This is a genomic window from Belnapia moabensis DSM 16746, assembly GCF_000745835.1.
GTDB lineage: Bacteria > Pseudomonadota > Alphaproteobacteria > Acetobacterales > Acetobacteraceae > Belnapia > Belnapia moabensis.
On sequence record NZ_JQKB01000036.1, the window covers coordinates 1 to 22,446 of the forward strand.

Here is a 22,446-nt window from a genome sequence, read left to right on the forward strand (position 1 = left end):
GAACGCCGACCTCAAGCAGGCGGTCCCGCGCAAGGCGCCGGCGCGCAGCAAGCAGCAGCTGAAACGTGCGGCGATCAGCCATATGCGTAGCCTTGCCAAGCGGCCGCAGCGGATCCGCTCCATCTTTCAGCACCCGCAATTCCGCTACGCCGCGTAGTCAAGACAATGGGGGCCGCCTCAATAAGAGAGTTGCCGTAGGAACCTGCGGGCATTGCTGTCGGACTGCCCGCGATCGAGTCATTGCCGGACGTGCCGATAACGGTATTGATGTAGGTCAGCGTGTCAGTCCCGCTACTGCCTTTTGTTGCAATTGCGTGGAGGTGGTCGGAAAAGGCGATCGTAAGCGGGCCTGCATACGTGCCGTAATTGATGACGTTCGAGGTCAGGGGCATAGCGCCGTCGATCAGATCCGAACCCGCGCTTCCGCCGAAATTTGTTCCCGAATTCGGATAGCCTGACAGTCCTGCCGCGCCCGATGGGATCGAGACGCCTTTCAAGGTGTCATTGAATGGCGAACCATCGACATTGCGGATGCCACTCAACGTCTCGACATTGCCGAAGGAGTCCGTTGCGGTCTGAGCCGTCAGATCGACTTTGACGCCTTGGCTTCCGGTCGGCTGACCGTAATACGAGGCATAGGAGAGGCGGTCCGTCCCGCCGCCACCGATGATCGTGTCGTTGCCGCCCAGTGGGAAGAAGATTTCATCTCCTAGGCTTCCGGTTAGCATATCGGCGCCGCTGGTACCGACCACGCGACTGATGCTGCTGAATTTGTCGGTCGCGGTCGCGCCGCTGACCAGGAATTTGGTGACGGTGCCGCTGCCGATGCCGGTCCAGGTGACCTGGATGCGGGTCACGGCTCCGGCTTGGTTGGAGTAATCCAGCACGTCCGTGCCGCCACCGCCTGCGATGGTGGTGTTGGCGGTGCCGGTGCGGAAGATATCGTTGCCGGTAGAGCCGATAAACGATCCGATCACGCTGAAGCTGTCGGTACTGCCGTCATAGGTTTTGAAAACGGTCCCGCCAATCAGGCTAGTAAGGGTCACCACAATGCTGCCGGAGAGGAGACTGTAGTTGAGTTGGTCCTGCCCACCGGCGCCGCTGTAACTGTCGCTGCCGGTTGTAGCGAAAAAGACGTCGCTGCCGGTCGAGCCGGTGATGACGTCCGCAAAGCTCGACCCTTGCAAACCCCGCACATTGCGCAGGCTGTCGGTGCCACCCTGTCCGTCCGAAGCGGTGCCGCTCCCCAGGTTCGCTACAACCCCAGTGGCCGTTCCAAATACGTTGTAAGTGACAACATTGGCGTAGTTCAGTGCGCCGTCGATGGTGTCGTTGCCGCCATGTCCGGCAAGCATCGCATAGCCGGACTGGCCAGCCGTCGCAGCGACACCAAGGATGCTGTCATTGCCATCCGTCGCGTCGAGGCTGCCAATGTTGGTGAATGTGTCTGCGCCTCCGCCTCCGGCCTTCATCACCATGCCGCTGGACAGGCTGGACATGACCACCGTGAGGGGACCCACGCCACTGTAGGTGTAGGTCAGGTTGTTGGTGCCGCCGCGGCCATCGTAGCTGTCGTTGCCGAAGCTGGCCCAGAAAATGTCTGCTGCGGCGCCGCCCTTGATGGTATCGGCATAATCGGAACCCCTCGCGCGCCGGACATCGATCAGAGTATCTGTCGTGCCGTAGCCATCGCTGGCGGTGCCGGCCTGTAGATCGATGGCAGTGCCGGACGGACTGCGCGAGTAAATAGCCGTGACATAGTAATCGCCCTGGCCATTGATGGTGTCGTTGCCGCTAAGGCCGGCGAAGTCGATATAGGCGCCAGCCTGCCCTTTATAGGAGACGAAGCTGTCGTTTCCGTCGGTCGCCATGAACTGCGAGATGCCGAAGGCCGAGTCCATGCCGAGCCCGGCCTTGGCGACCGTCAGCAGGCCATTTTGGCCCATGGTGACCGTCAAGGAATTGCCTGGAGCGAGGTTGCTGTAGTCCAGGGCGTCGTAACCGCCCCCGCCGATGATGGCGTCACTTCCGGCGCTGCCCAGAAAGAGGTCGTTGGCGGTGGTGCCGGTGAGTGTGTCGCTGCCGGGATTTCCGGAAATGGTGGCCATGGTTACGATATGGTTCCATTGAGTTTTGCGAACCGTATAACGAATTATGAAGAAATGTCATTATAGCAATAATATCACTCTTGTACGATTTTTGACCGGTAGCCGTCCCACCCTTAGCCTAGCCGTTTGCAAACCCTTGTCCTCAACGCGCAAACGCGGCACCAAGCCGCCGAAGGACCCTCTGGGGCCAACCTCAACCGCTGTCAGGACCAGGATTATGCGCGTGAAGGATATCAAGAAGGTCGTTCTGGCCTATTCCGGCGGCCTCGATACCAGCGTCATCCTGAAATGGCTCCAGACCACCTATCGCTGCGAGGTGGTGACCTTCACCGCCGATCTCGGCCAGGGGGAGGAACTGGGCCCGGCGCGGGACAAGGCGCTGCTGCTCGGCATCAAGCCGGAGAACATCTTCATCCGCGACCTGCGCGAGGAATTCGTGCGGGACTTCGTCTTCCCGATGTTCCGCATGAACGCCCTCTATGAGGGCCAGTACCTGCTCGGCACCTCGATCGCTCGGCCGCTGATTGCGCAGGAGCAGATCCGCATTGCCGAGGAGGTCGGCGCCGATGCCGTGGCCCATGGCGCCACCGGCAAGGGCAACGACCAGGTGCGCTTCGAGATCGGCTACTACGCGCTGAAGCCGGACGTGAAGGTCATCGCACCCTGGCGCGAGTGGGAGCTGACGAGCCGCACCAAGCTGCTGGAATTCGCCGAGGCCAACCAGATCCCGATCGCCAAGGACAAGCGCGGCGAGGCGCCCTTCTCGGTCGATGCCAACCTGCTGCACAGCTCCTCGGAGGGGAAGATCCTCGAGGAGCCCTGGGATGCGCCGGATGAGATGGTCTGGCAGCGCACCATCAGCCCGATGGAGGCGCCGGACAGCCCGACCGAGATCGTCGTCGAGTTCGAGCGCGGCGATGCCGTCGGCATCAACGGGACGCGGATGTCGCCCGCGACGCTGCTGACCGAGCTGAACGCGCTCGGCAAGGCGAACGGCATCGGCCGGCTCGACCTGGTCGAGAACCGCTTCGTCGGGATGAAGTCGCGCGGCTGCTACGAGACGCCGGGTGGCACCATCCTCTGGCAGGCGCACCGGGCGATGGAGAGCATCACCCTCGACCGCGAGGCGGCGCACCTCAAGGATAGCCTGATGCCGCGCTATGCCGAGATCGTCTACAACGGCTTCTGGTTCAGCCCGGAGCGGCGGATGATCCAGGCCATGGCGGACGAGAGCCAGAAGAGCGTCAGCGGCGAGGTGCGGATGAAGCTCTACAAGGGCAACGTCATCGTCACCGGCCGGCGCTCGCCGCACAGCCTCTACTCGATGAAGCACGTCACCTTCGAGGAGGACCAGGGCGCCTATGACCAGTTCGACGCGCAGGGCTTCATCAAGCTGAACGCGCTGCGGTTGCGGCTCGGCGCCATGGCCGGGCGCCGCGGCGGCGCCCTGTAGTCATGCGGTGGCCGCGGCGTGATCGGCTCCGGGTTGCGCTGCGGAGGCTCTACCGGGCGGAGGTGCCGGAGGCCCGGCGCTTCCGCTATGCCCTGCTCGGCCTCGACCTGGTCAGCATCGGCTGGATCGTCACGGCCTCCTTCCTGCCGCTCAGCACGCTGGTGCTGGCCGTGGATGTCGGGCTCGGCCTCGTCCTGCTGGCTGAACTCGCGGCGCGGATCGGCGCCAGCGCGCGCCCCTGGCGGAGCCTGGCGCAGCCGCTGGAACTGGCCGACCTGCTCGGCATCCTCTCCCTCTTGCTCGCGCCGCTGCTGCACGGCGCGCTGGGGTTCCTCCGCGTGCTGCGGACGCTCCGGCTGCTGCATTCGGTCCGGCTGATCGCCTCGCTCCGCAGCGACCTGCCCTTCTTCCGCCAGAACGAGGAGGCGGCGCTGGCGGCGGCGCAGCTTGGCGTCTTCATTTTCGTCATGACCGGCGTGGTGTTCGAGACGCAGCATCGCGGTAACCCGCATATCACCAACTATTCGGACGCGCTCTACTTCACCGTCACCGCCCTGACGACGACGGGCTTCGGCGACATCACCCTGCTGGGCCCGGTCGGGCGGCTGCTCTCGGTGGTGATCATGCTGGCCGGCGTCACCCTCTTCCTGCGGCTGGCGCAGACGCTGTTCCGGCCGAACAAGGTGCGCTTCTCCTGCCCGGATTGCGGCTTGCAGCGGCATGAGCCGGATGCGGTCCACTGCAAAGCTTGCGGCACCCTGCTCAACATCCCGAACGAGGGCGAGGGCTGACCGGAGCGGCTGCCGCGCCGGGCATGGGCAGCGGTCAGGCAGCCTGCAGACCGGAGACGGAAAGCCGCGCCTGGGGCAGCGAGCGCGGGTACTTCTCGGCGAGGAAGGCGATGAGCTGCTCGCGCATCAGGCAGCGCAGGTCGAACATCGCGCCGGAATTGGCGGCGCTCATCAGCACGCGGATCTCGATGCTGCGCTCCTTCAGGTCGGTTACCTGCACCGCGAAGACGCGCCGGTCCCAGAGCGGGGTCGCCTCGACGATGCGCTGCGCCTCGGCGCGCAGCTCGGCGACGGGCATGGCGTAGTCCACATAGACGAAGACGGTGTCGAGCAGCTGCGCGCTGGTCTTGGTCCAATTGCGGATCGGCCGCTCGGTGAAATAGCCGATGGGGACGACGAGGGAGCGCTGGTCCCAGGTGGCGATGGTCACGTAGGTCGCGGTGATCTCCGCCACATGGCCCCATTCGCCCTCGACCAGCACGGCATCGCCGAGGCGGATCGGCTGGGTCAGCGCGATCTGGATGCCGGCGATGAGGTTGGAGACGGCCGGCCGCGCCGCGAGGCCGGCGACGATGCCGGCGACGCCCGCCGAGGCGAAGAGGCTGAGGCCGACGGCGCGGACGGCGGGGATCGCGGTCAGCACCAGGCCGGCGGTCAGGGTGATGCCGGCCGAGACGGCAAGGCGGCGGAAAACGATCAGCTGGGTACGGCGGCGGCGTTGCAGCCAGTCGGCATTCTCGCCCAGCTCGCCCTCGAGATAGGCGTCGAAGGCGGCGGCGACCTTGCGGGTCAGCGCCCAGCCGATCGCCACCACCAGGCCGAGGGCGGCGGCGCGGCTGGCAGCCTGTTCGGCGGCAGTCGGCAGGTCCACGGCGGGAAGCGCCACCTCGACCGCCAGCAGGGCGATGGTGACCCGCACCGCGCCGCGGCCATCGGCCAGGATGCGGCGTAGCAGCCGGGCCTGGCTGCCGGCCAGCACCCGGTCCAGCAGCGCGTGGACGAGGCGGAGCGCCACCAGCGCCAGCGCCGGGGCGAGGACGAAGGGGATCAGGAGGGAGAGCCAGAGCGGCAGTTCCCGCCCTCCGATCAGCAGATTGCTCAGCATGGGCACGTCTTCCATCGGGCAGCCGGCGCCCCAACGCGGCAGCGCTGGAACCGTGGCGCCCGGCCCGCGCTGGATACTCGATACGGAGGAGATGCGAGATGCCGGAAGAGAAGAAGGGAACGGGCGAGAAGCCGTGGAGCGAGGAGGAGATGTCCCGCGGGGCGGCGAAGCCGGAGGAGATCGAGGAGGCAGGCGGCTCGCCCGGAGGCCGGCCGAACGACGATCGGGCCAGGACCGAGAGCGCCGCCGCCGAGACGGCAGACGACAAGCAGCGCTGAACCGCGCCTTCCGCATTGGACGCGGCGGGGCAGGTACGGGCATGCTCGGCCCATGTACAACCCTGCCGCCTTCCGGGAGGACCGCCCGGAGATCCTGCATGGCCTGATCCGCGAGGCGCGGCTTGCGCTCCTCGTCTCGAACGGGGCGGAGGGCGTGCCGGACGTCACGCATCTGCCGCTGACGCTGGATGCCGAGCGAGGCGAGCTGATCGGGCATCTAGCGCGGGCCAACCCGCATGCGGGGGCGCTGCGCGCGACGGGCCGGGCCATCGCCATCTTCCGCGGGGCGGAGGCCTATGTCTCGCCCAATTGGTATCCGTCCAAGGCCGAGCATCACCGGGTGGTGCCGACCTGGAACTACGAAGCGGTGCATGCCGAAGGGCCGGTCGAGATCATCGAGGATGCGGCGCGGCTGCACGGCATCGTCAGCCGGCTGACCGAGGAGAGGGAGGCGGCGCAACCGCGCCCCTGGTCCCTGGCGGATGCGCCGGAGGCTTTCGTCGCCGGCCAGCTCAAGGGCATCGTTGGCTTCGTGCTGCGGATCGAGCGGCTGACCGGCAAGCGGAAGCTCAGCCAGAACCGCACCACGCCCGACCGGGACGGCGCGGTGGCCGGGCTGGCCGCGAGCGAGGACCCCCGCGACCGCGCCACCGCATCGGCAATGCAACGCCTGGCGGAAGGGGGCTGAGCATGCGGCGCGGCATCGGAGCGACAATGGTCAGCAGCCGGGCGAGGCTCTGAACCGCCAGCCGCGGGGCGTCGTGGCCTATTCCGACTGTGCGCCGCTGACCTTCACCATCTCCGCCCAGATCGGCTTCTCCTTGGTAAGCCGCGCCGCCAGCCCCTCCGGCGTGGAGCCGGTCAGCCGGGCGCCCATGCCGATCGCCCGCTGCTGCAGCGCCGGGTCGGTCCAGGCGGCGCGCACCTCAGCCGAAAGCCGCTCGACCACCGCCTGCGGCGTGCCCCGCGGTGCCGCCCAGAGATGCCAGGGCGAGACCTCGAAGCCGGGCAGGCCGGCTTCCGCCATGGTGGGCACGTCGGGCAGGGCCGGCCAGCGCTGCGGCAGCGCCACGGCCAGTGCCCGCATCCGCCCCTCCTGGATCACCCCGACATAGGAGGCGAGGTTGTCCACGGCGTACTGGATGTCGCCCCCCAGCATGGCGGTGATGGTCTGCGCGCCGCCGCGGAAGGAGACATGCTGCGCGTCGAGGCCAGCGCGGTTGGCGAGATAGGCGCCGGAGAGGTGGATGGTGGTGCCGACGCCGGAGGAGCCGTAGCTTACCCCGCCGGGCCGCGCCTTCGCCCAGGTGACGAACTCCGCCAAGGTCTTCGCCGGAACATGCTGCGCCGGCACCACGGCGACATTGGGCAGGTCCCACATCGCGCTGATCCAGGCGAAGTCGCGGTCGGGGTCGTAGGGCAGCTGGCGGAAGAGATGCGGGTTGATCAGCAGGTTGTGCATGCTGACCGTGCCGATGGTGTAGCCGTCCGGCGTGGCGCGGGCGAGCGCCTCCGCGCCGATATTGCCGGAGGCGCCGGTGCGCGTCTCCACCACGAAGGGCTGGCCGAGGCGCTGCCCCATCTGCTCGGCTGCCAGCCGTGTCATGACGTCGAGGGAGCCGCCGGGCGGGAAGCCGACGATGATGCGGACCGGCCGGTCTGGCCAAGCCGCCTGCGCTCGCCCCGTGAGGGGCAAGGCGGCCAGCATGGGTGTCGCAAGGAGCCCGCGGCGGTGCAGCAATGGATGTCCCTCCCGTTTTTCGTTGCCGGGAGGCTAGCACCACCGGCCGGAGCGACGGTAGCGCCGCCGGCCTGGGCGCGACGAGGAGGGAATGGGTTCGGTCGGCTGGCAGCGGCAGGAATGACCCACGCCGCCCGCGTCACCGGCCGCTCAGGCCAGCGTCGCGCCCTGCTTTTTCCAGAACGCCTCGGCCGCCGGGTGCCAGGGCACGCCGGCCGCGGCAGTCTTCTGCCGATCGAGCGTGAAGCCGCGTCCCTCGGCATGGACTTGGGCAAGTTCCGCCCGGCCGTTCCAGGTGCTCTCAAGGATCTTCGTCACCATCTCGTCCGGCATGGTGTCGAGCACGGCAAGGATGTTCGCCACCGACATCTGCTGGTTGTCCGTGGTCTGGCCGGGATAGGTGCCGGCCGGGATCACCTCCGGGAAGTAGACCGGGCCGTGCTTGGCGGTGACCTTCGGCACCAAGTCGGCGTGGTCGATCAGCCGCAGGGTGACGCCGGGCGAGGCGGCAAGGTCGGTCACCGCGCTGGTCGGCACGCCGGAGACGAAGAAATACGCGTCGATCTTGCCGTCCTTCACCGCATTGGTGCTCTCGGCCGGCGACAGGCGCTCGCGGGCGCGGAAGTCCTTGTCGCGGTCGAGGCCGGCGGCCTCGATGAGGCGGAAGGCCATCACCTCGGTCGCCGAGCCGGGGGCGCCGGTGGAGATGCGCTTGCCCTTCATGTCGGCGAGGCTCTGGATGCCGCTGGCGGTCGTCGTCACCACCTGCATGCGGTTGGTGTAGATCACGGCGATGGCGCGGACCTTGACCGGCCGGCCGCGGAAACGGTCCTGCCCGTTCACCGCATCCACGCAGGCATCGACCTGGGAGAAGATGAGGCCGACGCGGCCGGCGCCGAGCAGCTGGTTGTTGGCGACGGAGCCGCCGGTGACCTCGACGGTCGCGCTCATCCCCGGGATGGTGCGGGAGAGGATGTTCGCGAGGCCTCCGCCGAGCGGGTAGTAGACGCCGCCGGTGGTGCCGGTGGCGATGGCGAGCTGGGTGTCGGCGGCGCGGGCCAGACGCGGGGCGGCAAGCAGAGCGGCGGCGCCGAAGGCGGCGCGGCGGGTGAGCATGGTCATGACGTTGCTCCCGAAACGGATGTTTGATTGCTGGATCAATAGGGCCCGGCGGCCTCCCAGGGAAGCCCCCGGCTCGTCCGGTCTGTCGCCTTTCGTATCGACGCGGCCGTGGCGCTTCGGACTACCGCCGCAGCCGCCGGACCATTGCCTCCGGCAGCACCCGCTTGATGCGCCGCTTGATGCCGTCGCGGGTTCTGTGCAGCACGCGGGTCGCCCGCTCGCCGAAGCCCACCGGGTTGACGGGAAAGCGCAGCAGCCCCGGCTCCAGCAGGCGGATGACGTCGCGCTGCAAGCGGCCATCCGCCCGGTCCGCCTCCGCAGGCGTGATCAAGGCGGAGAGGATGCGGCTGCAATTCGCCATCGGAAACGAGTGGCCGGGCAGCATGTCCAGCCCATGCTCGACCGAGGCAAGCCAGCCGCCGGCCCGCTGGTCGAGGTAGAAGGAGTCGACCAGGTCGAAGCCATCGGCATGGCCGCGGCGCCAGTCGAGCCAGGCATCGAGCGCCGCGACCGTCGGCGGATGCGGCGCCGCTGCCTCGAAGCGGGACCAGAGCGCGGTTCCGGTCGCATTGCCGAAATCGAGGCCGGTGAAGCGCGAGGCGTAGAAGCGCCGGCCGAACTCGAAGCATCCGCCGCGGACCAGCAGGTCGCCCTCGCCGAGGAAGCGGTATTGGTTCTGCGGGATCAGGTACGCGTCGTCGGCGTCGCTGTAGCTCTTGAGCCCATGCTCGCGCCAGAGGCGCAGCGGCGCCTCGTCGAAGGCTTCCGGGCCGACGACATGGTGGCGGATGCCGAGATGGCGGCTGATGCGGCCGGCGATCTCGATATCGGCCGGATTCACGCCGTCGAAGCTTTGCGTCACGCATTCGAAGCGCGTACCGGCGGCGAGCAGCCCAGCGAGGAGGGTGCGGGAATCGAGCCCGGCGGTCAGGGCCAGGTAGGTGGTGCCGGGGCGGTCCTTGAGCGTGCCGGCGAGCGCCGTCAGGTCCGCCGCCATGCCGTCCCGGGCGGCCGTGACCGAGGCGGCGGGACGGATCGGGCATTCGACGCGCTCCACCGTGGCGGTGGGGATGGCGAGGCGCTGGTCCCGCATCAGCCGGGCGATGCCTGCGACCGCGGTGCCGGGCGGCGGCGTCCAGTTGAGCCCCGACCAGGCGATCCCGCGGGAAGTGACGGCGCCGCCACCGAGCCGGGCGGCGAGGCTCGGGCTCGAGGTGACCAGCGGCCCGCCGGGCGTGTCGCCATAGTGGATGGGCAGCAGCACGCTCGGATCGGGGTAGAGGTAGGGCCATTCGATCCGGGCGAAGCGCCCTGCCATTTCGTCCGGCCCCGCCCCCGGCGCCAGGGCGAAGGCGTGGCCGAGCAGCATCACGCTTCGGCCGTCCTGCTCCAGGACCTGCACCGGCAGGTCCCGCTGGTGGGACAGGTGGAATTCGTTGGAGAGCGCCTGCGAGGTCCAGTCCTCGTCCGGCAGGAAGGGCTGCCTGGAGATGACGAATTGATGGCGATGGGCGCGCGGCCCGGCATCCGAGATCAGCACCCGGCCCGTTTCCCCCATGCTTGTCGGCCGTAAAGACTGCGGCCCGCGGCTGCCGCCGGTCCGATCCGGCAGGCCGGGGAGGCTTAGATGGAAAGGGGATTAATGAAAGTACACAATATACGGCGCCACCGCCGCTTCCACAGGTTGCGGCAAGCCGAGCGAGGCGTGGCGGTTGCGCCGGATCAATGCGGGGCAGCCCGCCCTTGGCGCAAGCTCCGGGCATCGGCGAAGGAGAAGCCCCGATGACCAACCTGACCGCCCGTGACCTGATGAGCGTCGATGTCGTCACCGTGCCGCCGGAGACGCCGGTGGCCGCCATTGCCCGTCTGTTGGGCGAGCGGGGCATCTCGGCCGTGCCCGTGCTGGACGGCGCCGGCATCCTGCGCGGCATCGTGACCGAGGCCGACCTGATCCGCCGCCTGGCCGGCGCCGAGGACCGCCCGGCTGGCTGGCTGCGACAGCTCTTCGTCAATCCGATCCAGGAGGCGGAGCGCTATGCCCGCACCCATGGGCTGACCGCGGCGGATGTCATGACGGAGCGCCTTGTGACCGTCACGCCCGGCACGACCGCCGCGCATGTGGCGCATCTGCTGGAGGAACTCGGCATCCGCCGCGTGCTGGTGGTGGAGGACGGGCGACTGCGCGGCATCGTCAGCCGGGCGGACCTGCTGCGGGCGCTGGTGGCGCCGCCGGAGCTGGCGCACGGGCTCTCGGACGAGCGCATCCGCACGGCGGTGCTGGTGGCGATGCGCAAGCAGCCCTGGGCGGACAGCTTCGGCACCATGGTCGAGGTGCAGGGCGGCACCGTCACCTTCCATGGCTTCGTCCGCAACGAGGCGGTGCGGCGGGCGCTGCGGGTGCTGGCGGAGAATGTGCCCGGCGTCACCCGCGTGGTGGACGACATGCGGACGATGCCGGCCTATCTCTCCGTCGCCGCATAGGGCCTGACGCCGGCGAGGATGGCGGCGCCGAGGGCAAGGAACACCACCACCGTCGCCATCCCCGCCCGCTGACTGCCCGTCGCCGCAGTGACGGCGGCGAGCGCCGCGGGGCCGAGGAAGCCGGTGACCCGCCCGCTGAGGGCGAAGAGGCCGAAATGCGCCGCCACCTCATCCGGCGGCGCGAGGCGGGCCATGAGCGTCCGGCTGGCCGCTTGGGCAGGGCCGATGAAGAGGCCGAGGGTAAGGGCGAGGGCCCAGAAGGCGGGCTTGCCCTCCACCACCAGCAGCCCGGCCGAGAGCAGCACCAGCGCGCCGAGCGAGACCATCACCGTGCGCTTCGAGCCCATGCGATCCTCGATCAGGCCGAAGCCGGCGGCGCCGAGCCCGGCCGTCAGGTTCAGCGCGATGCCGAAGACCAGGATCTCCTCGAACTCCATGCCGAAGACACCGGCGGCATAGATGGCGCCGAAGGCGAAGAGGGTGTTCAGCCCGTCGGTGTAGAACAGCCGGGCGACGAGGAAGCGCGCCATCACCGGGTTGCGCGGCAGGCCGCGCAGCAGGCGGATGATCTCCGCCATGCCGCCCCGCGCCGCCGCCCGCCAGCCGGGCTTCGGCCCATGGTGGCCGGGGAGCAGGGCGAGGACGGGCCAGGCGAAGGCGGCGACCCAGGCGGCGGTCAGCAACGCCGTCGCCCGCACCGGCTCGGCGCTCGCGGCGTCGAGGCCGAAGAGGGGCGGCTTCGGCTGCACCAGCACGAAAAGCGCGATGACGAGGCAGGCGAGGCCGCCGGCATAGCCGAGGCCCCAGGCGAGACCGGAAACGCGGCCGATCTGCGCCGGTGGCGCCACCTCCGGCAGGAGGGAATTGTAGAAGACGTTGCCGAGTTCGAAGGCGATGGTGGCGAGGCCGACGCAGGCGAGCGCCCAGAGCGCATCCTCCGGCCGCGGCTCGGCGAACCAGATCCCGGCCGTCGCCAGCACCATCACCCCCGTGCAGAGGCCGAGCATCAGCCGCCGCCGGCCGCCCGCATCGGCGACGGCGCCAAGCGCCGGGGAGAGCAGGGCGATGGCAATGCCCGCCGTGGTCTGCATCCAGCCCCATTGCGCCTGCCCGGTCGCCGGGTCGGGCGCGATACCCTTGGTGAAATAGGCGGCGATGACGAAGGTGGAGACGACGGTGGGGAAGGCGCTGTTCGCCCAGTCGTAGAGGGCCCAGGCCCAGGCCTGGCGCGTCATGCCGCGCGCCGGGCGAGGTCGAACCAGGGCGCCTCCTGCCAGCTCCGGCAGGCGAGGCCGGAGGTGGAGGGCAGCACCATCACCGGCGGCGCCCCTTCCCACCAGCCGAAGCGCGGGGCCTTTAGGCCGAGCCAGCGCGCGGCGGCGGCCTTGCCGTTGAAGGCGAGCATGCGGGGCGCCACGGCCGCCAGCCGGGCGCGGAGGCCGGGCAGGTCGTAGCCGTCGCGCGGCAGCGTGGCATCCGGCCCGAAGGCGGTCTTGCAGAGATCGGTGAGGCCGATGCCGAGGTCGAGCAGCAGGGGGTATTCCTCCGGCCGGAAGCGCCGCGGCGTCAGGCCGATGCGGTGCAGGATGTCCCAGAATTTGTTGCCCGGCCCGGCGTAATAGGCGCCGCGTGCAGCGGAGACGGTGCCCGCCGCGCTGCCGCAGATCACCAGCCGGAGGCCGGGGCGGAGCAGGTCCGGAAGGATGTGGCTCACGCCACCGCCGCCAGCGCCCGCACCGCGACGCCGATCGCCGCCAGGTCGCCGGCCATCGCCACCTCGCGCGCCAGGGCGAGGGGCGGCTCAACCCGGGGCGCGGTGCCGGCTAGCCGGGCGGCGGCCAGCCGCGCCTGGACGGCGCCGAGATCAGCCAGCAGCGCCGCCCGGGCGCGCGGGCCGAAGGTGCCAGGCGCGGGCGCGGCCTGGGCCGCCTGACGCAGCACCTCGATCCCGTATTCGGCGCCGATGGCGGACCAGGCGGCGGCGGCCTCCTCGGGCGCGGCACCGGTGGCGCCGGCCAGTTGCAGGATGACCGGCGCGGCGGCCAGCCGCCCGGCGGCGGAGGCCAGCGCCACGGCTGGTTCCGGCAGGCCGGCCTCGCGCCAGGCGGCGGCCTCGGGGCCGGGCTCGGTGCCGGCGACCAGGGCCTCGACGCCGGGGCGCAGCGCGGCGAGGGCCAGTTCCAGCGGACGGGGTGCGTCGAGCAGGGCGAGCGCGGCTTCCTCCTGCAAGCGGCGCAGCGCCAGCAGCAAATCGAGCCGGGCGGGGGCCGGGGCGGCGGAGGCATCGGCCGCATCCGCCGCCGCGGGCAGGGCGAAGACCTCGCCGGCCAGCCAGGCGGCGCGGGCGAGGGTCACCGGGTCGGCCGCCGCCGCCAGCCGGCCGAGCGCGGCGCAGCCGAGGCGGTTCGCCACCTCATTGGCGATGGCGGTCGCCACCAGCTCCCGCCGCAGCCGGTGGCGGGCGATCATCTCCGGGAAGCGCGCCTGCAAGGGTTTCGGGAAATAGGCGAGCAGCAACGGGGCGAAGACCGGGTCGTCCGGCAGGTCGCTCGCCTCGATCTCTTCGGTGAGCCAAAGTTTTGCCAATGGCAGCAGCGCGGCGATGGCGGGGCGGGTGAGTGCCTCGCCGGCGGCGATGCGGCTCGCCATGGTCGCGGCGTCGGGCAGGCCGGCGACGCTGCGGTCGAGCACGCCCGCCGCCTCCAGCCGCTGCATCAGCGCCGCCTGGGCGGGCAGCGCATCCGCCCCTGCGCGCTCCTCGAGCGAGACGGCGAGCGCCTGCTGGGCGTTGTCGCGCAGCACCAGCTCCGCCACCTCGTCCGTCATCTCGGCGAGCAGCGCGTCGCGCTGGGTGCGGGTCAGCGCGCCGGAGGATTCGGCATCGGCGAGCAGGATCTTGATGTTCACCTCATGGTCGCTGGTGGAGACACCGGCCGAATTGTCGAGCGCGTCGGTGTTGATGCGCCCGCCCGCGCGGGCGATCTCGACGCGGCCGGCCTGGGTCACGGCGAGGTTGGCGCCCTCGCCCACCACGCGGGCGCGGACGTCCCGGCCGTTGACGCGGAGCGCGTCATTGGCGCGGTCGCCGGCCTCGGCCTGGCTTTCGGTACCCGCCTTCACATAGGTGCCGATGCCGCCGAAATAGAGCAGGTCCACCGGGGCGCGGAGGATGGCCTGCATCAGCGCCGCCGGCTCGATCCGCTCCGCCTCGATCCCGAGCAGCGCGCGCACCTGCGGCGAGAGCGGGATGGCCTTCAGGCTGCGCGGGAAGACGCCGCCGCCTTCCGAGATCTTCGCCGTGTCGTAGTCGGCCCAGGAGGAGCGCGGCAGGGCGAAGAGGCGCTGGCGCTCCGCGAAGGAGGCCGCAGGGTCGGGGATCGGGTCGAGGAAGATGTGGCGGTGGTCGAAGGCGGCGACGAGCTTCGTATGCGGCGAGATCAGCAACCCGTTGCCGAAGACGTCGCCCGACATGTCGCCGACGCCGGCGCAGGTGAATTCCTCGGTGAAGATGTCGTGGCCGAGTTCGGCGAAGTGCCGCGCCACCATCACCCAGGCCCCGCGCGCGGTGATGCCCATGCCCTTGTGGTCGTAGCCGGCCGAGCCGCCGCTGGCGAAGGCGTCGCTCAGCCAGAAGCCGTACTCGGCGGAGAGGCCGTTGGCGATGTCGGAAAAGGTCGCCGTGCCCTTGTCGGCGGCGACGACCATGTAGGGGTCGTCGCCGTCGCGGCGCACCACCCGCGCGGGCGGCACCACGCCCTGCGGCGAGAGGTTGTCGGTGATGTCGAGCAGGCCGCGGACCAGCAGGCGGTAGCAGGCGACGCCCTCGGCCTGGAAGGCCTCGCGCTCGGCGGGGATGGTCTTGAGCACGAAGCCGCCCTTCGCCCCGGTCGGCACGATGACAACGTTCTTGACGCGCTGCGCCTTCATCAGCCCAAGGACCTCGGTGCGGAAATCCTCCCGCCGGTCGGACCAGCGGATGCCGCCGCGCGCCACCGGCCCGGCGCGGAGATGCACGCCCTCCATCCGCGGCGAATGGACGAAGACCTCGCGCCAGGGCCGCGGCGCCGGCATCTCGCCGGCCGCGGCACTGTCGATCTTCAGCGAGAGGTAGTCGTGGCCCTGGAAGTAGTTGGTTCGCAGCATCGCGCCGAGCACCTGGTGGAGGCGGGAGAGGATGCGGTCCTCGTCCGGGTTCTCCACCGTGTCGAGCAGGGCACGCCAGGCGGCATCGAGCGCCGCCTCCTCGCCGCGCGGCCGGTCCGGGTCGAAGCGGGCATGGAAGAGGTCAAGCAGCAGCCGCGCGGCGGGGGGGTGGGCCGCGAGCGCCGCCTCCACGCTGCCTTGGGCGAAGGCGAAGCCGACTTGCTTCAGCCAGCGATAGAGCGCGCGCAGCAGCCAGCATTCGCGCCAGCCGAGCCCGGCGCGCAACACGAGGCGGTTGAAGCCATCGGCCTCCGCGCGGCCGTCCAGCAGCGCGGCCAGCGCCTCGAGCAGGGCGGGGAAGCGGGCGGGTTCGGCCGGGCCGCCGGGCTCCAGGGTGAAGACGTGCAACACGACGACGCCTGCCCCGGCGGGGGTGAGGCGATGCGGCAGCTCCTCGATGGCGCGGAGATCGAGGCTTTCGAAGAGCGGCAGCGCATCGGCCAGCGGCAGCGCGCGGCCCGGATTGGCGAGGCGCAGCACGAGGCCGGCAGCGCCCGGCGGCCGAGCCAGCGCGGCGGCGGGGCGGCCCTCGGCCAGGGCGCGTTCGGCCAGAGCGAGGTCGGCCGCGCCCTCGGTGCCGGTCGCCGCCTCGCGGTAGCCGGGCGGGAAGGCCTCCTGCCAGCGCGCCAGCAGCGCCGCGGCAGCGGCCTCGCCCCGTTCGGCGGCGAGCGCCTCGGAGAGCCGCTCGGCGAAGCCGCGCGCCGCCTGGGCGACGGCCGCCTCCAGCGCCGCCTCGTCCAGTTCGGCCGGCTGCGCCGGGTCGGTGCCGATGATGTAGTGGATGCGCGCCAGCGGCGAATCACCGAGCGCGATGTACCAGGCGCTCAGCCGGCCGCCGCAGGCCCGCGCCAGCATAGCGCCGACGCGCTCGCGCAGCCGGGTGTCGAAGGTGTCGCGCGGCAGCCAGGCGATGGCCGAGACGAAGCGGCCGAAGGGGTCGCGCCGCAGCACCAGCGCCGGGCGCGGGCGGATCTGCAGGTCGAGCGCGCGGCGGGCGGCGGCGAGGATCTGCGCCTCCGGCGCCTGGAACAGCTCGTCGCGCGGCCAGGTGTCGAGGATGTTGCGCAACGCGCGGCCATCATGCGCCTCCGGGTCGTAGCCGGCGGCGGAGAGGATGCGGTCCACCTTCTCCGCCAGCAGCGGGATGCTGCGCGGGTTGCGGTTGTAGGCCGAGGCGGCGAAGAGGCCGAGGAAGAGGCGGAGCCCCACCACCTGCCCCTCGGCGCCGAGCATGTCGGTGACGATCACATCGGCATGCTGCGGGCGATGCACGGTGCTCCGCATATTCGCCTTGGCGATGGTGACGGCGGCGCTGTCGGTCAGCGCGGCGCGGAGCGCGGGCGGCAGGGCGCCCTCGCCGCGCAGCACGTCGAAGACGGGCAGCGCCGGGTCGCGCAGCAGGCCGAGATTCTCGGCCTCCACCGGGCGCAGCGCGCCCTCCGGCGTGAGGTCGAGGCGGCGATGGCCGAGCAGGACGTAATTGTCCTTGCCCAGCCAGCGGAGGAAGCCGATGGCGCCCGGCTCGGCGCGCGGCGCCACCTCCGCCGCCGCCTGGCGCAGCAGGCCGGCCATGGCGGGGAAATCCTCCACGGCGCAGCGGGTATCGGCCATCGCCTGGGTCAGCGCCGCCTCGAGCCCGGCCCAGTCATCGGGCGCCACGGCAGGCTGGCCCGGCAACAGCGCGGTGGGCGCGGCACCGAGGGTGATGCGCATCATGCTCTCGGGGGCGCCCTCGCCGCCGAGGGAGAGCAGGCGCCCGGCCGCGTCGCGCCTGACCAGCACGACGGGGTGGAGGAGTTGGCGGACCACCCGCCCCTGCCTGGCCAGGGCACCGAGCGCGCTGTCCACCAGGAAGGGCATGTCGTCGGTGACGATCTCCGCCACCGCATGCGGCCCCTGCCCGGCGGCGGGCGGGATGAGGCGGATGCGGGCGGTGCCGGGCGGCCGGTCCTGCGCCAGGGCGAAGAGGCTGCCGGCGGCGGCGGCCACCGCCTCCGGCGCGGCAAGCTCGGCGGCCGGGACCTCGGCATGCAAGACGCGGAGCAGATGGGCGGCATCCGCCGGAAGGGCGGGGGCCTGGCGCAGCAGCGCCTCCTCCGCCAGGCGGAGCAGTTCAAGCCGGGCCGGCTCGGTCATCCGTCGTATCCCCCCGTGATTCGGCCGCCTCTCTCTTCGCGGCTTCCGCCGCCTGCGGCAAGCCTCACGGAACGGTCCCGCTTCGGCGCGCGATCTGCTACATCGCCGGACCATGACCATGACCCTTGCCGAGCTGCTCGCCCCGGTCACGCCCGAGCGGTTCTTCGCCGAATATTACGATCGCAAGCCGCTGCATGTGCAGGGCGGGGCGGCGAAATTCGCTCATGTCCTGTCCTGGCGGCAGATCAACCGGTTGCTGGACATGACCCATATCTGGTCGGGCCATTCGCTCCAGCTCGTCATGGACGGCACGCCGGTGCCGCCCGAGCAGTATTGCGGCCGCGCCACCAGCCGGGACAACGCCCAGGTGCTGCAGCCCGAGGCGCCGAAGGTGCAGGACTGGGTGAAGCGCGGCGCCAGCATCGTCATGAACGACGTGGACAGCCTGACGCCTGGCCTCGCGGCCGTCTCCGCCGCACTGGAAGGGGCCGGGCTCGGGAAAGCTCAAGCGAACGTCTACATCTCCTGGCGGAGCCACAAGGCCTTCCCCGCGCATTTCGACACGCATGAGGTCTGGGCGGTGCAGGTCGAGGGCGAGAAGACCTGGAACCTCTGGGAAGGCCGGGCGGAATGGCCCATCGCCCATCCCGTCTTCCGCTCCATGCCCCAGGCGCAGCACGAGCAGCAGAAGGGCCGGCTGCGCGAGAAGGTGCTGTTGCGTCCGGGCGACCTGCTCTACCTGCCGCGTGGCTGGTACCATGACGCGCTGGCCGAGGCGCCGGCCTCCGTCCACATCGCCTATGGCGTGCATGCGCCGCTCGGGATGGATCTGCTGAACATCCTGGTGGAGCGGGCGCTCTACGATCCCGAATTCCGCAAGCCCCTGCCCCGGCAGGATGGCTCGGCGGCAGCCAAATTCGCCATCACCAGCCGCGCTGGCGCACTCGGCCAGCGTTTGGCCGAACTCTGCCGGGACCCGAAGGTGATGGAGGTGCTGGAGCGCTTCGTCGCCGATTATCGCTTCCATCGCGGCGGCAACGACTTGCTCGCCGCCCGCGGGATTGCCCCGGCCAGCGAGGCGCCGGGCGCGGAGACGGATGCGCCCTCCTTCCGCGTGCTGTCGCCCGGGGCGAAGCCGGTGCGGCGCGGGGCGGAGTGGGTGCTGAAGACCGCCGGCGGCGTGCTGCCGCTCGCCGGCGCCGAGGTGGAAGCGGCCGGCTGGCTGCTCGCCCGGCCGGATGTGGCGGAGCCGGAGCTGCGTGCGGCTCATCCAGGGGTGGATGCGGCGGCGCTGCTGGCGCGGCTGCGGGATGCGGGGCTGCTGGTCGCCGCATGATGATCCCGCTGATCGCCGCTGCCCTGCTGCTGCCGGGCCTCGTCCTGTCCAAGGGGGCCTGGGCGCAGCCCCGTCCCTTCTCCTGCATCGGTGCCGAGCAGCTGGAGGACGACGCCTTCGCCATCCCCTTCGCCCGTGGCGCCGCCCAGCCACGGGAGGATGCGCGAAGCAACCTGGCCGCCGCCGCCGAACGGGCGAAGCGCGAGCCGGAGCGGATGCTCTGCGTGCTCGGCCATGCCGCGCCGCAGGAAGGCGGTGCGCAGGCCGGGGTGCAACTCGCCGCCAAGCGCGCCGGAGCGGTGGCCGAGGCGCTGGCCAAGCTCGGGGTGGAGCGTGACCGCATCCGCGCCGAGGCGCGCCGCGCCGCCTTCGCCCGCGGCGCCGTGCCGGAGGAGCGGAGCGTGACGGTGGTGCTGCTGCCCGCCGCGCCTTAACCGCCCTCCTGCCAAAGCGCCCAGGGCTCCGCCACCTCCCATTCCCGCGCCAGGGCGCAGAGCAACCCGTCCGCCCCGGGCGGGCCGACGAGCTGGAAGCCGATCGGCAGGCCGGCGGCAGAGGGCCGGCCGGGCAGGGCGAGGCCCGGCAGCCCGGCCAGGTTGGCGAAATTGGTGAAGACGGCATGGCCGCGCGGCCCGACCGCCTGGCCGTCGATGACGGGCGGCGCGACCTCCTCGGCCGGCCAGGGCAGGGCGGCGGCGGCCGGCGTCAGGATGAGGTCGAAGGCAGTGAAGAAGCCGGCCATCCGGCGGCGGAAGGCCGCGATGCCGTCGAGCGCGGCGAAGAGGGCGGCGGCGGGGAGCGCCCGACCGGCCTCGGCCATCTCCCGCAGCATCGGCGCGCTCGCCTCGCCGCCGCGGGCGGCCAGCAGCCAGGCGAGGCCGGCCTGGCCGATGGGGTTGAACAGCGCCGCCAGCATCTCCGCCTCGAAGGGCGGCGCGCCTTCCTCCACATGATGGCCGAGTTCGGCGAGGCGCGTTGCCGCGGCCGCAGTGCTGGCGGCGATCTCCGGATCGACCGGGTTGGTGCCGAAACGCGGGACGAAGAGGATGCGCTGCCGTGCCGGCGCCACCGGCACCACGAAGGGCGGCATGGTGCGGCTCAGCGGGTCCCGTGCCTCGGGCGGGGCGAGCAGGGCCATGAGGGCGAGCAGGTCGGCGCTGGTGCGGGCAATGGGGCCGATCTGCTCAAGGTCGAGCAGGATGGCGGGCAGACCGTCGCAGCGCGGCACCCGGCCGGGCGTCGGCTTCAGCCCGACCAGCCCGGCATGCGAGGCCGGCCGGCGGATCGAGCCGCCGCCATCCGTGCCGAGCGCCAGCGGCCCGAGCCCGGCCGCGACCGCCGCCACCGCCCCGCCGGAGGAGCCGCCCGGCGTCAGCGCCGTGTTCCACGGGTTGCGGGTCGGGCCGAAGACCGCGTTGTTCGTATAGCCTTGAAGGGTGAACTCCGGGACGTTGGTCTTGCCGAGTGGCACCAGCCCGGCGGCGCGCAGCCGAGCGACCGGCAGCTCGTCCCGCTCCGGCACGGCTTCGCGGAAAAGCGGGCTGCCCCAGGTGCAGGGCAGGCCGGCCATGGCGATGTTGTCCTTCACCGTGAAGGGCACGCCATCGAGCGGCGAGAGCGGCAGGCCGGCGCGCCAGCGGGCGGTGCTCGCCATGGCGGCGGCGCGTGCGCCGGGCTCGTCGAGGGCGATGATGGCGTTGAGGCGCGGATTCAGCCGCTCGATCCGCGCCAGCACCCCGTCCAGCGCCTCTGCGGGCGACAGCCGCCCCTGGGCGAAGCGACCGGCCAGCGCCGTGGCGGAAAGCAGGGCAGGATCGTCGCTCATGCCATCATCCCGCGCAGGCGGGCGAGGCCGGCCGATGCCTCCTCGGCCATGCGGGCGATGATGGCGCCGGCCGGCTCCACCCCATCGATCAGCCCGACGCATTGCCCGGCCCAGACATAGCTGTCCGCAAGGTCGCCGCCATCGGTGCCACGGGCATTGGCGGCGCCGGCGATCATGGCGATCAGCTCCTCCCTCGGGACGCCGGCGGCCTCGGCGGCGACGATGCGCTCGGCATGGGGGCTGCGCAGCACGCGACCGGGCATGCCGAGCGTCCGCTTGATGAGCATGGTGTCGCCGGGCGCGGCGGCGGCGAGGGCATTCTTGTAATTGTCATGGGCGATGGCCTCGGCGCTGGCGACGAAGCGGGTGCCCATCTCCACCCCCTCGGCTCCCAGCGCCAGCGCCGCCAGCAGCCCGGCGCCGGTGGCGATGCCGCCCGAGGCGAGCACCGGGATCCTCACCGCCGCCACGGTGCGCGGGACCATCACCATGGTCGTCTCGTCGGAACGGCCGATATGGCCGCCGCCCTCGTAGCCGACGGTCGCCACCATGTCGGCGCCGGCGGCCTCGGCCTTCCTTGCCAGTTCGGGCCCTGCGGTCAGCACCAGGGTCTTCGCCCCCACCTGCTCGCAGCGGCGGATGAAGGGGGCCGGATTGCCGGCGGTGAGTGCGATGATCCGCACCCCCTCCTCCAGCGCCGCCTCGAGGCCGGGGGTGATGTCGTTCCGCCCGATCGGGAAATTCACCGCAAAGGGCTTGTCGGTCAGGCTGCGGCAGCGGCGGATCTCGGCCCGGAGCGCCTCCGGCCCGTCGAGCCCGGCGGTGCTGATCTGCCCGAGCCCGCCCGCGTTGGAGACGGCGGCGGCGAGGTCAGCGAAGGCCACGCGCGCCAGCCCGCCCTGCACGATCGGGTAGCGGATGCCGAGCAGGCGGGTGACGCGGGTTTCGATGGCGTGCGACATGGTGCCCCTGGGTTGGAGGAATTCGCGGTCATGCTGACGCATCTGGGCGGGATCGACCATGCCGTGGTGCTGGTGCGGAACCTGGACGCCGCGGCGGCCGGCTTCGCCCGGCTCGGCTTCACCCTGGCGCCGCGGGGGACGCATTCGCCGGAGATGGGCACCGGCAACCACTGCATCATGCTGCGGACCGACTATGTGGAACTGCTCGGCGTGCTGGCGCCAACCGAGCGGAATATCCGCTGGCGCGAGGCGCTGGCCGAGCGCGAGGGCATTTCCAACATCGTGCTCCGGGCGCGGGATGCCGAGGCGGGCGCGGCCGAGCTAGCGGCGCGCGGCGTCGCCACCCTGCCGGTGCAAGGCTTCGGCCGGCCCGTCACCATGCCGGATGGCGGGGCGGCGGAGGCGCGCTTCCGCATCTTCCACCTGGCCGAAGCCCCTGCCCCGGGACTCAACCTCTTCGCCTGCGAGCATCTGACGCCGGAGGCCACTTGGGTCCCCGGGCTGATGGAGCACCCGAACACCGCCGAGGCCCTGGCCGGGATCGAGGTGCTGGCGGCCGACCCGGCCTCGGCGGCGAAGGCGATGGGGCGGGTGCTGGACCGCGCGCCGGAGGCCGAGGCGGACGGGGCGATGCGGGTGGAGACCGGGGCGGCGCCGCTGGTTTTCCTCACCGGGCTGCAGCTCGCCGGACGCTACCCTGGCCTGGACCTCAGCGGCCTGCCGCCGGAGGGGCCGGCGACGCTGGCCGTCCGGGTCGCCAACCCCTCCGCCGCCGTGCGCTGCGCCGCAGGCCTGGGGGCGATGGAGGGGCGGTTCGGCCTGGCCGTGCCTCCTCGGGCGGCGCATGGGCTGATCCTCGCCTTCCGGTGAGGCAGGCGCGGGCGATCCTGCTTGCCCAACCGGTA

At 71.4% G+C, this 22,446-nt stretch carries 18 protein-coding genes; 8 read left to right on the forward strand and 10 right to left on the reverse strand.

What is annotated here, in order from left to right; translation table 11 throughout:
- Nucleotides 1-74: 74 nt before the first annotated feature.
- A complete protein-coding gene (locus EP26_RS19260) occupies nucleotides 75-2,108 on the reverse strand; it encodes a beta strand repeat-containing protein (protein WP_043341037.1) in 2,034 nt (677 codons plus the stop codon).
- Between the two features lie 217 nt (nucleotides 2,109-2,325).
- On the opposite strand from EP26_RS19260, the gene EP26_RS19265 reads away from it, so the two are divergent.
- Both EP26_RS19265 and EP26_RS19270 read left to right on the forward strand, forming a co-directional pair.
- On the forward strand, nucleotides 2,326-3,561 hold the full coding sequence (locus EP26_RS19265) for an argininosuccinate synthase (protein ID WP_043341039.1): 1,236 nt from the start codon (nucleotides 2,326-2,328) through the stop codon (nucleotides 3,559-3,561).
- Nucleotides 3,562-3,563: 2 nt separating this feature from the next.
- Nucleotides 3,564-4,352: a potassium channel family protein gene (locus tag EP26_RS19270; protein ID WP_084112669.1), complete on the forward strand. Its 789-nt coding sequence runs from the start codon at nucleotides 3,564-3,566 to the stop codon at nucleotides 4,350-4,352.
- 34 nt (nucleotides 4,353-4,386) lie between these two features.
- Here the strand turns inward: EP26_RS19270 and EP26_RS19275 are convergent, their stop codons facing one another.
- On the reverse strand, nucleotides 4,387-5,457 hold the full coding sequence (locus EP26_RS19275; RefSeq protein ID WP_052389384.1) for a mechanosensitive ion channel family protein: 1,071 nt from the start codon (nucleotides 5,455-5,457) through the stop codon (nucleotides 4,387-4,389).
- Between the two features lie 98 nt (nucleotides 5,458-5,555).
- On the opposite strand from EP26_RS19275, the gene EP26_RS19280 reads away from it, so the two are divergent.
- Together EP26_RS19280 and EP26_RS19285 are read left to right on the forward strand one after the other, a co-directional pair.
- The gene (locus EP26_RS19280) at nucleotides 5,556-5,735 is read left to right on the forward strand and encodes a hypothetical protein (RefSeq protein WP_043341041.1); all 180 of its coding nucleotides are present in this window, start codon (nucleotides 5,556-5,558) and stop codon (nucleotides 5,733-5,735) included.
- Between the two features lie 52 nt (nucleotides 5,736-5,787).
- Nucleotides 5,788-6,423, forward strand: a complete 636-nt coding sequence (locus tag EP26_RS19285) for an FMN-binding negative transcriptional regulator (RefSeq protein ID WP_043341043.1) — start codon at nucleotides 5,788-5,790, stop codon at nucleotides 6,421-6,423.
- Between the two features lie 78 nt (nucleotides 6,424-6,501).
- On the opposite strand, the gene EP26_RS19290 is transcribed toward EP26_RS19285, so the two are convergent.
- The 3 genes from EP26_RS19290 to EP26_RS19300 form a co-directional block, all read right to left on the reverse strand.
- Complete coding sequence (locus EP26_RS19290) at nucleotides 6,502-7,476, reverse strand: Bug family tripartite tricarboxylate transporter substrate binding protein (protein WP_043341046.1); 975 nt, start codon at nucleotides 7,474-7,476, stop codon at nucleotides 6,502-6,504.
- Nucleotides 7,477-7,626: 150 nt separating this feature from the next.
- Nucleotides 7,627-8,598 (reverse strand): TAXI family TRAP transporter solute-binding subunit, encoded by a 972-nt coding sequence (locus EP26_RS19295; RefSeq protein ID WP_043341111.1) that lies wholly within the window; start codon nucleotides 8,596-8,598, stop codon nucleotides 7,627-7,629.
- A 121-nt stretch (nucleotides 8,599-8,719) separates the two neighbouring features.
- Nucleotides 8,720-10,156 carry an adenine nucleotide alpha hydrolase family protein gene (locus tag EP26_RS19300; protein WP_157033628.1) on the reverse strand — a complete coding sequence of 479 codons (1,437 nt, stop codon included), beginning with the start codon at nucleotides 10,154-10,156 and terminating at the stop codon, nucleotides 8,720-8,722.
- Nucleotides 10,157-10,380: 224 nt separating this feature from the next.
- Between EP26_RS19300 and EP26_RS19305 the strand changes: the two genes are divergently transcribed.
- On the forward strand, nucleotides 10,381-11,079 hold the full coding sequence (locus tag EP26_RS19305) for a CBS domain-containing protein (protein ID WP_245624452.1): 699 nt from the start codon (nucleotides 10,381-10,383) through the stop codon (nucleotides 11,077-11,079).
- Here the strand turns inward: EP26_RS19305 and EP26_RS19310 are convergent.
- From EP26_RS19310 to EP26_RS19320, 3 genes are read right to left on the reverse strand one after another with little or no spacing between them, the layout of a single operon-like run.
- On the reverse strand, nucleotides 11,058-12,314 hold the full coding sequence (locus EP26_RS19310; RefSeq protein WP_157033629.1) for an MFS transporter: 1,257 nt from the start codon (nucleotides 12,312-12,314) through the stop codon (nucleotides 11,058-11,060). The two genes, EP26_RS19305 and EP26_RS19310, sit on opposite strands and share 22 nt — an antisense overlap.
- The gene (locus EP26_RS19315; RefSeq protein WP_043341051.1) at nucleotides 12,311-12,793 is read right to left on the reverse strand and encodes a mismatch-specific DNA-glycosylase; all 483 of its coding nucleotides are present in this window, start codon (nucleotides 12,791-12,793) and stop codon (nucleotides 12,311-12,313) included. The genes EP26_RS19310 and EP26_RS19315 overlap by 4 nt, the downstream gene beginning before the upstream one ends.
- Nucleotides 12,790-17,418, reverse strand: coding sequence for an NAD-glutamate dehydrogenase (locus tag EP26_RS19320; protein WP_043341053.1), 4,629 nt, complete (start codon nucleotides 17,416-17,418; stop codon nucleotides 12,790-12,792). Before EP26_RS19320 ends, EP26_RS19315 begins: the two co-directional genes overlap by 4 nt.
- A gap of 118 nt (nucleotides 17,419-17,536) precedes the next feature.
- Between EP26_RS19320 and EP26_RS19325 the strand changes: the two genes are divergently transcribed.
- Nucleotides 17,537-18,754, forward strand: a complete 1,218-nt coding sequence (locus EP26_RS19325) for a cupin domain-containing protein (RefSeq protein ID WP_245624453.1) — start codon at nucleotides 17,537-17,539, stop codon at nucleotides 18,752-18,754.
- The gene (locus tag EP26_RS19330) at nucleotides 18,751-19,188 is read left to right on the forward strand and encodes an OmpA family protein (RefSeq protein ID WP_043341059.1); all 438 of its coding nucleotides are present in this window, start codon (nucleotides 18,751-18,753) and stop codon (nucleotides 19,186-19,188) included. The genes EP26_RS19325 and EP26_RS19330 overlap by 4 nt, the downstream gene beginning before the upstream one ends.
- Here the strand turns inward: EP26_RS19330 and EP26_RS19335 are convergent.
- The gene (locus tag EP26_RS19335; protein ID WP_043341060.1) at nucleotides 19,185-20,579 is read right to left on the reverse strand and encodes an amidase; all 1,395 of its coding nucleotides are present in this window, start codon (nucleotides 20,577-20,579) and stop codon (nucleotides 19,185-19,187) included. The genes EP26_RS19330 and EP26_RS19335 overlap by 4 nt on opposite strands.
- Entirely contained in the window at nucleotides 20,576-21,601 is a 1,026-nt protein-coding gene (locus EP26_RS19340; protein WP_211259482.1) for an NAD(P)H-dependent flavin oxidoreductase, read from the reverse strand. The genes EP26_RS19335 and EP26_RS19340 overlap by 4 nt, the downstream gene beginning before the upstream one ends.
- Between EP26_RS19340 and EP26_RS19345 the strand changes: the two genes are divergently transcribed.
- Nucleotides 21,572-22,411, forward strand: a complete 840-nt coding sequence (locus EP26_RS19345) for a VOC family protein (RefSeq protein ID WP_043341063.1) — start codon at nucleotides 21,572-21,574, stop codon at nucleotides 22,409-22,411. The two genes, EP26_RS19340 and EP26_RS19345, sit on opposite strands and share 30 nt — an antisense overlap.
- Nucleotides 22,412-22,446: the final 35 nt, after the last annotated feature.

What these genes read in the sequence shown, in the direction of transcription:
- EP26_RS19345 (WP_043341063.1), top strand. Translation starts at nt 21,572, where the DNA reads ATGCTGACGCATCTGGGCGGGATCGACCATGCCGTGGTGCTGGTGCGG.
- EP26_RS19295 (WP_043341111.1), bottom strand. Translation starts at nt 8,598, where the DNA reads ATGACCATGCTCACCCGCCGCGCCGCCTTCGGCGCCGCCGCTCTGCTT.
- EP26_RS19300 (WP_157033628.1), bottom strand. Translation starts at nt 10,156, where the DNA reads ATGGGGGAAACGGGCCGGGTGCTGATCTCGGATGCCGGGCCGCGCGCC.
- EP26_RS19335 (WP_043341060.1), bottom strand. Translation starts at nt 20,579, where the DNA reads ATGAGCGACGATCCTGCCCTGCTTTCCGCCACGGCGCTGGCCGGTCGC.
- EP26_RS19275 (WP_052389384.1), bottom strand. Translation starts at nt 5,457, where the DNA reads ATGCTGAGCAATCTGCTGATCGGAGGGCGGGAACTGCCGCTCTGGCTC.
- EP26_RS19340 (WP_211259482.1), bottom strand. Translation starts at nt 21,601, where the DNA reads ATGGTCGATCCCGCCCAGATGCGTCAGCATGACCGCGAATTCCTCCAA.
- EP26_RS19270 (WP_084112669.1), top strand. Translation starts at nt 3,564, where the DNA reads ATGCGGTGGCCGCGGCGTGATCGGCTCCGGGTTGCGCTGCGGAGGCTC.
- EP26_RS19280 (WP_043341041.1), top strand. Translation starts at nt 5,556, where the DNA reads ATGCCGGAAGAGAAGAAGGGAACGGGCGAGAAGCCGTGGAGCGAGGAG.
- EP26_RS19310 (WP_157033629.1), bottom strand. Translation starts at nt 12,314, where the DNA reads ATGACGCGCCAGGCCTGGGCCTGGGCCCTCTACGACTGGGCGAACAGC.
- EP26_RS19265 (WP_043341039.1), top strand. Translation starts at nt 2,326, where the DNA reads ATGCGCGTGAAGGATATCAAGAAGGTCGTTCTGGCCTATTCCGGCGGC.
- EP26_RS19320 (WP_043341053.1), bottom strand. Translation starts at nt 17,418, where the DNA reads ATGACCGAGCCGGCCCGGCTTGAACTGCTCCGCCTGGCGGAGGAGGCG.
- EP26_RS19305 (WP_245624452.1), top strand. Translation starts at nt 10,381, where the DNA reads ATGACCAACCTGACCGCCCGTGACCTGATGAGCGTCGATGTCGTCACC.
- EP26_RS19325 (WP_245624453.1), top strand. Translation starts at nt 17,537, where the DNA reads ATGACCCTTGCCGAGCTGCTCGCCCCGGTCACGCCCGAGCGGTTCTTC.
- EP26_RS19285 (WP_043341043.1), top strand. Translation starts at nt 5,788, where the DNA reads ATGTACAACCCTGCCGCCTTCCGGGAGGACCGCCCGGAGATCCTGCAT.
- EP26_RS19330 (WP_043341059.1), top strand. Translation starts at nt 18,751, where the DNA reads ATGATGATCCCGCTGATCGCCGCTGCCCTGCTGCTGCCGGGCCTCGTC.
- EP26_RS19260 (WP_043341037.1), bottom strand. Translation starts at nt 2,108, where the DNA reads ATGGCCACCATTTCCGGAAATCCCGGCAGCGACACACTCACCGGCACC.